The organism is Paenibacillus sp. GXUN7292 (assembly GCF_050864975.1).
Lineage (GTDB): Bacteria > Bacillota > Bacilli > Paenibacillales > Paenibacillaceae > Pristimantibacillus.
This window is the reverse complement of sequence record NZ_JBOZWO010000043.1, coordinates 42,377-52,943: the sequence shown is the minus strand read 5'-3', so window position 1 is coordinate 52,943 and position 10,567 is coordinate 42,377. Positions and strand designations below refer to the sequence as shown.

At 45.1% G+C, this 10,567-nt stretch carries 9 protein-coding genes; all 9 read right to left on the bottom strand.

Features of this window, described 5'->3' with window-relative positions; all coding sequences use genetic code 11:
• Positions 1-905: 905 nt before the first annotated feature.
• Entirely contained in the window at positions 906-2,381 is a 1,476-nt protein-coding gene (locus ACRRU2_RS24380) for a stalk domain-containing protein (RefSeq protein ID WP_432505697.1), read from the bottom strand.
• A 274-nt stretch (positions 2,382-2,655) separates the two neighbouring features.
• Positions 2,656-3,393 carry an MBL fold metallo-hydrolase gene (locus tag ACRRU2_RS24375; RefSeq protein ID WP_432505695.1) on the bottom strand — a complete coding sequence of 246 codons (738 nt, stop codon included), beginning with the start codon at positions 3,391-3,393 and terminating at the stop codon, positions 2,656-2,658.
• Positions 3,394-3,826: 433 nt separating this feature from the next.
• Positions 3,827-4,609 carry an ABC transporter ATP-binding protein gene (locus ACRRU2_RS24370; RefSeq protein ID WP_432505693.1) on the bottom strand — a complete coding sequence of 261 codons (783 nt, stop codon included), beginning with the start codon at positions 4,607-4,609 and terminating at the stop codon, positions 3,827-3,829.
• Positions 4,581-5,609 (bottom strand): ABC transporter ATP-binding protein, encoded by a 1,029-nt coding sequence (locus ACRRU2_RS24365; protein WP_432505691.1) that lies wholly within the window; start codon positions 5,607-5,609, stop codon positions 4,581-4,583. The genes ACRRU2_RS24370 and ACRRU2_RS24365 overlap by 29 nt, the downstream gene beginning before the upstream one ends.
• Entirely contained in the window at positions 5,609-6,406 is a 798-nt protein-coding gene (locus ACRRU2_RS24360) for an ABC transporter permease (RefSeq protein WP_432505689.1), read from the bottom strand. Before ACRRU2_RS24360 ends, ACRRU2_RS24365 begins: the two co-directional genes overlap by 1 nt.
• Positions 6,403-7,365 carry an ABC transporter permease gene (locus ACRRU2_RS24355; RefSeq protein ID WP_432505687.1) on the bottom strand — a complete coding sequence of 321 codons (963 nt, stop codon included), beginning with the start codon at positions 7,363-7,365 and terminating at the stop codon, positions 6,403-6,405. The genes ACRRU2_RS24360 and ACRRU2_RS24355 overlap by 4 nt, the downstream gene beginning before the upstream one ends.
• Before the next feature lie 11 nt (positions 7,366-7,376).
• A complete protein-coding gene (locus ACRRU2_RS24350; RefSeq protein ID WP_432505685.1) occupies positions 7,377-8,957 on the bottom strand; it encodes an ABC transporter substrate-binding protein in 1,581 nt (526 codons plus the stop codon).
• Positions 8,958-8,979: 22 nt separating this feature from the next.
• Positions 8,980-9,822, bottom strand: a complete 843-nt coding sequence (locus tag ACRRU2_RS24345; protein ID WP_432505683.1) for a MurR/RpiR family transcriptional regulator — start codon at positions 9,820-9,822, stop codon at positions 8,980-8,982.
• Positions 9,815-10,549, bottom strand: a complete 735-nt coding sequence (locus tag ACRRU2_RS24340) for an HAD family hydrolase (RefSeq protein WP_432505681.1) — start codon at positions 10,547-10,549, stop codon at positions 9,815-9,817. The genes ACRRU2_RS24345 and ACRRU2_RS24340 overlap by 8 nt, the downstream gene beginning before the upstream one ends.
• Positions 10,550-10,567: the final 18 nt, after the last annotated feature.

Below are 10,567 nucleotides of genomic sequence, written 5' to 3'. Positions count from 1 at the left end.
AAATTATATATGAAATTTCATACACATTTCGCTGAAATACCTCAAAAAACACAATTGTATATGAAAAATCATGCACATTTCGCTGAAATACCTCAAAAAACACAATTGTATATGAAAAATCATATACATTTCGCTGAAATGCCCCAAAAAACAAAATTGTATATGAAAAATCATACACATTACGCTGAAATGCCCCAAAAAACACAATTGTATATGAAAATTCACACAGAGCCGGTCGGCGCATCCTCAAACTACTTTTATTTGACACATTTCGCGATGTAAAGGTTTTTCAACAGCCTGAAAAACTTAGACTGTTGAAAAACCCTCAATAAGTACGTAGTAATAAAGGTAGGTATCAACTATCACATATTGCTTGTTGCCCTGTCTACAAGGAATCAACAATTTCGCTAGATAGTCAGTCGTTCCGTTATTATAGCCCAAATCGTAGTTTTGAGGAGGAAAAGTAAAATGTATTTAGCAGCACAGGTGTGCTTGTTCATCAGCTTGACGCATTCAAACAAAAATAAACCGCACATTCCAAGAGGAAGTGCGGATTATTTTAATGTATAGGAAAGTATAAGTTTTCACCTTATAGCTGTTCCTATACTTCATCGGTAAACGCGCCTCCTTCGTTCAAGCGAAGGACAGCGAGCCGTTTATCCTTGTGATGTCCTATAGAAGTACGCTTTATCGCATACCGTCCCATAGAAGTACGCTTTATCGCATACCGTCCCATAGAAGTACGCTTTATCGCATACCGTCTCATGGAAGTACGCTTTATCGCATACCGTCTCATGGAAGTACGCTTTATCGCATACCATCTCATGAAAGTACGCTTTATCGCATACCGTCCAATAGGAAGTACGGTTTATTCCACTGCCGTATTCTATAGCAGCAATGACAGCTTACTTGTTAACTACAATTTTGTCAGTGCTCACGTAAGCATCGCTTAGCTGAGTTACCTCTGTGAAAAATGCAAGAGGGACGTAGGAGTTGCCTTTAAAAAGTACAGGTGCAGTGCCAAGCTTGATCGGCGCCATTCTGGCGAAAATATATTCGTCCTTGCCAGCTGTCAAGGAGATGATATGACCAAGTGTAATTTGTTTTGTTTCATCGTTCCAGCCAACCTCATAGCCCAACTCTTCAGCAATGGCGCGCAGCGGAACCATGATCGTGCCTTCGTCATTCGAAAATGCAGCAGGTGCTTCGATTGTCTTGCCGCCTACTACGATGCTTTTTTCAGCAACAGCTACATCGCTTTCGTCTTCAAGAACTACGATGCGGGAAGGATTGGTTTGAGCAGGAATGCTCTTAGTTGTAACCCCGTATTCCACAAATAGCTTGCGGTCAATCAGGCTGCCTGTGAAAGGCTTGCCGTCAGGCGTTACGATCTTCGTATCCTCGCTAACTTTCAACGCCAGCGTGCCAGCGGAATTTGTCATGTTTTTATCGAAACGGTCAACGGTTGTATTGCGACCTTCCTTGACTACAGCTACCGCCTCAACATTATATTGTGGCGGATAGATTAGTATCATCGGCATCTTGGTGTTGAAGTATCCAACAACCTCTGCGCCTACCTCAAGCTTTTCGTCAACATAGGTTTTGTCGGATATAACCAGGTAAGCTGGCTGTTCGTCAGCAAGCTCCAGTTCAACCAGCGACATATCTTTATTGGCGCCATGCTCATTAATCGATTTAATCGTTCCTTTTACTTCAGCGTATTCAGCTTCCATTTGTTCCCCGCTATCCTTCTTTTCGTTTAGAACGGTAATATGTGAAGGTGTTGTTTGAGCTGGAATACTATCTGTCGATACGCTGTAAGTAACGACTAAATCACGGCCAGCAAGCTCGCCAGTGTAGGCAGTGCCATCCTGAAGTGTAATTTTAGTATCTTCCGAAATATTCAGCTTAAGGTCGCCATCGGAGCTGACCAGCTTATCGTCAAAACGGTCGACCTTAACGGTACGCTCTTCTTTGACATCGGCTATTGCAACTGCATTGAATTGCGGAGGATATATGAATATAACAGGTGCATTTGCATCGTAGAATGAAATAATTTCACTACCAGCCTTAAGCTCGTCCATTACGTAGGTTGCATCTGTAACGACAAAACGAGTGATGCTGTCATCAGCGGACTTTACAGTAATAATCTTAGCATTTTCTACCGCTTCGTAATCTGCAATCTCTTGAATAACACCGCTGATCGATGCAAATTTAGGCGCGTTTACCTGCTCAGCGCTGTTTGCTTCAGCTCTTATTACTTGATCAACAGGCGAAGCAGCTGAAGTCGTTCCATTGGCAGAAACGATACTTGCTGCTGACATAGACAATACGGCGACGGACAACGAGCTGACTAATGTTTTTTTCAGTTTTTTCTTCATGTGTAAGTCTCCTTTGCTTAGAGGATAAGGGAAGGTCTGTGATGTACGGGAAACCACTTATCCTGGATTTTGGGAGAGTCTGTAAGCTCTCCTGCTTCAGCATGATTAGCAATCCTTAACGGTACGCCTCTCGCCTATTAAACGAGTGTATTAGTTTAAAGGTTGCGATTTTAGTAATATTTTCATAAATTCAAACCTCATTTAACTTCTCTATACGAAACTCACGCGGAGTCTTGCCGCTGAATTTTTTGAACATGCGATTAAACGGAAGTAATTAAGCAAAATAAATAACAGACCCTTTAGCAGCGAGCTGAGCAGGACCGGAATAGATCGCCGTGACACGCTCCAAAATCTCCTCATGCGCTCCGTAGTGCGGCAAATGGGTAATGATCAGTTGCCTGGCGCGGGATTGTTGGGCTAATTTTCCTGCAAGTTCCGGTGTTAGATGACCGCTTGAGACGGAGACGTCATGATCATATACCGAGCATTCGGACAGCAGCAGGTCACAATCCGAGCAGAAACGAACCATATCATCCGTCCAATGCGTATCCGCTGTATACACGAATGTACGCTCACCGTCGTCGAAGCGCATAGCCAAGCAATAAGCCGGATGATTGGTTTCGCAAAATGTGACGGTCCAAGGTCCGATTACAACAGAGGTGTGCGCTGTAATCTCGCGCCCTTCCGTGTAGTTCATATAATTCAGCGCTGAAAATTGCTCAGGCTCCTTACAATGACCGTAAATAGGGAAGGCTGAGGAGCGAAGCCCGCCAATTCGCTGCAGAAACATATTGTATTGCAAGCAGCCGATGTCTGCTTTATGGTCATGGTGATAATGCGATACAATCAAGGCATCGAGCTCGCTTAAGTCTACGAAGTTTTGTATTTGCGAGATCGCTCCGCTGCCGCAATCAATTAACAGGCGGAAGCCATCCTTTTCCAATAAATAGGCGGAGGTCGCTTCGTTTGCTGGCGGATAGGCACCCCAGCATCCGGCAATTGTTAATTTCATAAATGTACAACCTTTCGTAAATGTAGAAGTTGAGAAGGGACAAGCATATTTGGGCAGCTAAATGCATTTTGTGCATCTAGATACTTTTTTTATCGAATATAGGATTCTACATGTATTAAATAACCGAGCAAAAGTCGTAATGCCATCAGTTTAGAATTGTAACGGAACTGAGAGGCTCTATTTAGCAATAAAAAAGTGTTTTAAAACTGTAACGGAACTGTGGAGCGCTATAGGTAATCTTTTCCCCGTTTAGGTAGTGATTTTGAGCAAATAAGGTTTCCCAGTTCCTTTAGATTTTAGAATAAGCTGATTTTCGTACAATAGCGTGTCTCAGTTCCGTTAGCGTTTTTCAACGACCAAATTTCGTAAAACTAAGTACAGAAAATGCAGTTAGCATTAGCGTGCGCTTCAGAACTCCTTCCACAAAACCAATTTATAAAGAGCTGCTGATGAGGGAGCGGGTATAGGCGTGCTGCGGATGCTGCAGAACATCTCTGCTGCTGCCCTCCTCTACGATAAGCCCTTGATGAATGACCGCTACTTTCTTTGCCAAGTATTGAACGACGTGCAGATCATGCGAAATAAAGAGCTGGCTTACTTTGTAGGCTTGCTGCAGGTCAAGTAGCAGGTTTAATATATTGGCTTGTACAGACAAATCAAGGGCAGAAACCGCCTCATCGCAAATGAGCAGTGCAGGCTTTACCGCCAGCGCTCTGGCAATTGCCACGCGCTGGCATTGTCCGCCACTTAAGCGCGCAGGGCGGCTATGCATCAGAGACGTATTCAAACCAACATCTCCCATTAACTGTGCTATACGCTGCAGCCTGTCTTTAGGTTTATATCCAATCTTTGCTGCAAGCATGGGCTCTTCAATGATTTGCGCGACGGTCATTCTAGGATTTAAGGTTTCGGCAGGATCCTGAAAAATAAATTGCACGGAGCGGCGATATTCTTTGTATTCATGCTTAGCTAATTGCGTAATATCTTTTCCACGAAAAAAAACCGAATTCTCAGGTGCCGATTGCAACCCTCCAATACATTCGCCAAAAGTGGATTTTCCGCTTCCACTTTCGCCGACCAGCCCAATAATTTCCCCTTCATTGATCGTTAGATTGATGCCTTTGAGCACGTCCAGCTTTTTTTTGCCACGGCCGGGGGTAGGGAAGGATTTACATAACTGTCTAACTTCAAGTAACGGCGCTGAGGACGAGCACATGCGATTCACCTGCTTCCTTTTCAAGAGGATGAGTGTTTGGAAACAGATCAAGATGGCATTTGTACTTGTGCAGACTTTCCAAGGCAGGATGACGGAATTCAGGAACGAACGCTCTGCAGCGGTCATGAGCAAGCTTACAGCGATCCTTATATATGCAGCCTTGTTCATTTTGTGTAATAGGAGGAACCTGTCCAGCGATTCCCTTTAATCGCTCGCCTGCCTGGACCTGATAAGGAGTTGCTTTTAAGAGATCTTCCGTATAGGGATGCTTGGCATGCTTCAGCACAGCTTGGCCTGAGCCGTATTCGAGCATATGCCCGCCATATAGGACGAGCACTTGATCCGCAACATATTTAACAGCAGCAATATCATGACTAATAAATAGAATGGATATCTTCTTGGTTTGGCTCAGCATGCGAAATAAATCAAGAACTTGCTTGCGAATAGTCGCGTCCAGTGCTGTCGTTGCTTCATCTGCGATTAGCAAATCGGGCTGATGAATAACAGCTATTGCAATGACGGCGCGTTGTTTCATACCGCCGCTAATTTCATGCGGATAGCTTTTAAATACGCGCTCGGCATCTTGGATGCCGACATCAAGCAGAGCTTGCTTGGCGATCTGAATAGCTTCTGCTTTCGAAAGCTTCTGATGAGCGTAAATAGCATCAATTAATTGTTGCCCTATCGTGATGATCGGATTTAAAGCCGCTGCCGGATTTTGAAAAATATATGCTATTTTTTTGCCGTTCCACTTCAGACGCTCTTTGCTGGACAGCTCTAATACATTTGTATCATTTATAAATAAGCTGCCGCCCCCAATTCGAGCGCGATTCGGCAATATATTCATAATCGCTTTGGCAAGCAGTGATTTTCCCGAGCCTGACTCACCAATCACCCCCATAATTTCTCCCTTTTTCAACTCGAAGCTAAGCGGACGCACAGCGGTCAGCCACTTTTGATTGACAAGCAATTCGATGCTTAGTTGTTGTACAGATAGCATTATGACACCGCCTCCTTATGTCGTGCTGCAATTCCATCGCCAAGCAGGTTAAAGCCCGCAACTGCGATGAATATCAAACAGCCGGGAATAATCGGATACGTGGGAGCTAAATAAATAAACGCTTGCGCTTCATTAAGAATGCCTCCCCAGCTCGGATGCGGCGGCTGAACGCCAAGACCTAAAAAAGACAAAGCCGTTTCCGTTAAAATACCAGCTCCGAGCGCAACGGAAATTTGTGCGCCCAGCTTGGGAAGAACCGCAGGAATCATATGGCGAAATAAAATGCGGGCATGCCCTGCGTGATAGGAGCGGGCAGCTTTTACATAGCCGTAGGATCCGGCTTCCAGAATGAAGCCGTTCATTAGCCTTGCAAAGGACGGGACGCTGAATAGGGCGATAGCAGCTAGAACGTTGTAAGTTCCAGTACCCATTGCCGTAACTAGGATCAATGCGAGCAGCAGATTAGGGAAAGCAAACATCCCATCCATTACACGCATGATTATATTGCCTGCCAGCCCTCTAATATAGCCTGCAATAGCTCCTAATAAACAGCCCAATGCCATTCCGCTTCCAACTCCGCCCAAAGAGACGATCAATGCGCTTCTTGACGCTAACAGCAAGCGGCTCATAACATCGCGGCCATATTGATCCGTTCCCAACCAATTCTCCCAGCTTGGCGGTGCGAAACGGTTCGCTACATTCATCGCATAAGGATCATGAGGCAGGTATACAAAGGATAATATAAACATGATTCCGATTAGAGAAAGCATAAAGACGCCTGCTTTGAAGGACTTCATGCTGTCACCTTCTTTCTTTGCTGAAAAGAGATGCGCGGATCAACGATGGAGTACAGCAAATCTACCAAAAGATTAATAATAATGACTGTAAAAGTAATAAATAAGACTAGCCCCTGCATTAAAATTAAATCACGCTGCTGGACGGCAACGAGCAGTAAACGTCCTATACCGGGCATTGTGAATAACTGTTCAATAATAATGACTCCGCTAATCAGGCTCATCGTTTGAAGTCCCAGCATTGTAATCGGACCAATCAGGCTATTGCGCAAGCCGTACTGCAAATAGGTTTTTCTTTTGGGCAGCCCATTCGTGTGCGCAAATACCATAAAATCTTTATTCAAAACTTCAATATAAGAAGCTCTAATCATTCGAATTAACACTGCCGCCTCTCCGATCGCGAGTGTTACAGCAGGCAGGAAGAGTGATTGCATATGCGGCAGCAGGCCTTCCGAGAGCGGTTTATAGCTGCTCGGCGGAAACCAGGGAAGCAGCACAGAAAAGGCAATCAAAAGCAAAACGCCAATCCAGAAATTAGGTATCGCTATCGCAAACTGAACAAGCGCTTGAATAATTTTGTCTAGCAGGCTTCCTTTGCGAATAGCTGCGATTATCCCCAGCGGCAAAGCAACGATTAGAGTAATTAGCATGGAGAGAGCAGTTAAGGATGCAGATACAGGTATACGGTCTATAATGAGAGCTGTAACAGGCAGCTTATAAAGAAAGGAGTGTCCAAGATCGCCCTGCAAGGCGTGTATCAGCCAATTCCAATACCGCTCATACCAAGGCAGATGAAAGCCATACTGCCGGCCAAGCTCCTCCACAAGATCGGGAGAAGCTTCGGTGCCGAGCATCAGGCGTATAGGATCGCCGGGAATAATCATCAATACTCCAAAAGAGGCAAACGAGACTATAAATAAGAGTAAAGCAGCCGAGAGAAGTCGCTGTATGAAAAAGTTCATTTCCTTCATCCTTATTCAGATAGATAGACTTCTTTAAGATGAATGATGCCGATTGGGAAGGAAGCCAGATTATGAACGGATTTGTTGAGCGCAAGAATACCTTCCATAGATTGCAAATATACGGCAGGCACTTCATTCGCCAAAGTTTTTTGAATAAAAGCATACTGCTCTTGACGCTTTTCGGCATCGCTGACAATTGCTGCTTCTTCTATAGCGGCGTCAATATCCGCATTAACATAATTAAAATAGTTTTCCTTTGAAGAAGATTGATAGCGGCTTAAGAAAGCATGCGGGTCAAGACGGCCAGTATGGCTGATTACCGTTAATTCATAGTTCCGGGCATCATACACATCAGCTAGCCATACGCCCCATTCAATGATTTCAATATCTACCTTAACCCCGATTTTGCTTAGCTGATCAGCAATCATTTGACCTGCATTGACATGATACGTATAACCTTCCGGCAATCTCATCTTTAGAGTAAAGCCATCCGGATAACCAGCTTCAGCCAGCAATGCTTTAGCTTCTTCAATGTTAAATGGAAGCACATCATTAGTATCTATATAGTAGGAGCTCAAATGCGGCAGATGGCTTCCCATAGCGGTACCGAAGCCCCAGCTTACGCCATCGATAATGTCCTGCTTGTTAATAGCCATTGACATCGCCTGGCGCACCTTTACATGATTTAGCGGCTCTACTGCCGTGTTCATCGCCATCAGCTGAATACTGTTCTGTACGGAACCTTGTGTTTTTAAATGTGCGGAAGCCTCTACTTGAGGAAGCTGTGCTCCAGAAATGGAGCCGACATGAACCGTTTGTGCTTGAAGTCCGGCAAGCAACGTTGTCTCGTTAGGAATAATAGTGAAGGTTGCACCGTCAAGATAGGGCAAGTCCGCCTCATAGTAATTTTCATTTTTTTCAATTTTAATATTTTGCTGAGGCTCATAGCTGACCAGCTTGAACGGTCCAGTTCCATAAAGCTTCCCATCGCTTTCTTCCACGATGGCTGCCCAAGGATTGGCAAGAGAGGAGATGAAGGTGGCATCCTTGTTGGCAAGAGTCATCATTAATTCAAGCTCGCTTTTTTTGGCAATCGAAACAATATTGGCGTAATCTTTGGCGCGGGGACTGCTCTCCCCTTGCAAACGCGAGAAAGAGGCTATAACAGCATCCGCGTTGAAAGCAGCTCCATGATGAAAAGTGACATCAGGACGCAGCTTGAACGTCCACTCTAGCTCGTCTTCAGAAGCGGTCCATGCTGTGGCGAGCTGCGGGACGAGCTCACCGGCAGGTGTGACGCCAACTAATGTTTCAAAAAGATTGTCAGTGACGAGGAAGGTAGAAGCGGAGACTGTAGCATGCGGATCTAAGCCGTCCACATCATTTTGAATCGCATAATTGAGTATGCCGCCTGCAGGAATAGCTCCTGATCCGGCAGTATTCGTTGGAGAAGGTGACGGGGATTGCCCGGTGTTCGCATTCGAAGAGCCGGCAGGATTGGAAGCAGTGTTCGGATTTGCTTGCCCGCACGCAGTAACAATGATCATGACAGCAAGCGCCAAAAGAAGGACAGGAGTTTTTATAGTTTTCACGTGAATACCTCCAGAACGAGTATTAGTGTCGAAAGATACCAAAGGTGCTGAACAATTGCTCGTGTTTATGGAGCCGCTGCTTGACGAAATCAGGATGCTTATGAGCGATAACTTGAATAATCATCTGGCTTATTAATAATGGCGTGACGTAAGAATCTAAAAATCCGGGGGACTCGGTTGCTGAGACTAGGCTTACATCGCAATAAGAAACGGACGGTGCAACTGGAGAATCTGCAAATAAAATGCAGGTCGCTCCTGCTTTGTTGGCTTCTTGCACAAGCTTCGTTATTGGTTTGGAGTAGCGTGGAAACTGCATGGCTATCAGAACGAAGTCCTCCTTCATATTGGCGACATGCTCTGTCAAGCTTGAGGCCGATTCTATAACAGTCACGTTGCCGAATACAAAGTGCAGGGCATAGGATAATGAATGTGCGACGGAGGCAGTCATTTTCCAGCCAGCCACATAGATTTTGCTGGCTTGCCACAGATAATCCGCGGCTTTGTCGATATTTTCCTCCAGGGCAGCGGTGAATGTCAGCTGGAAATTGTACAGTTCTACCTCCAAGGCCTTTTTCATCCAAGAAGCTGGCGGAGCCTGCTGGCTTTTCTCCAAGCGGCGAATAGTGCGCAGGCTGTACGCATTCTGCTGCATTTCCTTCTTCGCCTCGGCGAAGCTGCTGTAATTCAAATCCATAAATAATCGATGCACAGTCGCATCTCCTACTTCCGAAGCATGGGCGATTTCTTTAATGGACATAAACACAGCGTGATGGGTGTTTTTCATAAGCCAGGTAGCTGCTTTTTGCTGAGCTCGCCCCAAAGCATGAAATTGAGCCTCAATACGTTCATGAAGCGGACTATTCATAGGCGGCGTGACTGTGCAAAGGAAGAAGCTCTAGTAAATGCCGAATGTCTGGAACGACAGGCTTATAATTAAGCTCTTCCATGCCAAGCCGTCCGTAAGGATTCAATAGAAGTGTTGCTATGCCGACTTCGGCTGCTCCAGGCACATCATCGTAATAATTATCACCCACATATACGACCTCTTCAGAAGAACAATTTAATTGCAGCAGCAGCTCTTGGAAGATCGAGGGATCCGGTTTTTCGCAACCAAACTCGTCCGAAATAATAATGACATCAAACAGCTCATCTAATTCAAGAAACGATAGTATGGGCCTCGCTGATGCATCCCAATTGGAAAGCAACGCCAGCCGAAAGTTTTGTTCGCGAAGCTTTTGAAGCGTATCCACAGTCCACGGAAAAGGAGTCCAGAATGATTGTCCCGACTGCCATAATCGGTCGATCTCTTGTTTCATAAAATTGGTTTGCTCAATCAGATTGAATTGATGGCCTAGCAAAAAATTAACCTTGCCTACAAACCAAGGGAAATAATAATCCCATCCGGTTGAAATAACTTTTGGATATGCGCGCATAAACTTTTTGTCTGCCAGATGGTAAGCACGCCGTATAATCTCCTCCTCAAGCTCAATGCCTTGATTGCGAAGAAATTGCCGGTGCAGCTGTACGCGATTGTTCGTGACAAGGGTGTAGCCAAGATCAAAGGCGATCGCTTTTTTAGTGCTCCAATTCACTGCCTCACGCTCCTAACT

What these genes read in the sequence shown, in the direction of transcription:
- ACRRU2_RS24375 (WP_432505695.1), bottom strand. Translation starts at nt 3,393, where the DNA reads ATGAAATTAACAATTGCCGGATGCTGGGGTGCCTATCCGCCAGCAAAC.
- ACRRU2_RS24360 (WP_432505689.1), bottom strand. Translation starts at nt 6,406, where the DNA reads ATGAAGTCCTTCAAAGCAGGCGTCTTTATGCTTTCTCTAATCGGAATC.
- ACRRU2_RS24370 (WP_432505693.1), bottom strand. Translation starts at nt 4,609, where the DNA reads ATGTGCTCGTCCTCAGCGCCGTTACTTGAAGTTAGACAGTTATGTAAA.
- ACRRU2_RS24380 (WP_432505697.1), bottom strand. Translation starts at nt 2,381, where the DNA reads ATGAAGAAAAAACTGAAAAAAACATTAGTCAGCTCGTTGTCCGTCGCC.
- ACRRU2_RS24365 (WP_432505691.1), bottom strand. Translation starts at nt 5,609, where the DNA reads ATGCTATCTGTACAACAACTAAGCATCGAATTGCTTGTCAATCAAAAG.
- ACRRU2_RS24345 (WP_432505683.1), bottom strand. Translation starts at nt 9,822, where the DNA reads ATGAATAGTCCGCTTCATGAACGTATTGAGGCTCAATTTCATGCTTTG.
- ACRRU2_RS24355 (WP_432505687.1), bottom strand. Translation starts at nt 7,365, where the DNA reads ATGAACTTTTTCATACAGCGACTTCTCTCGGCTGCTTTACTCTTATTT.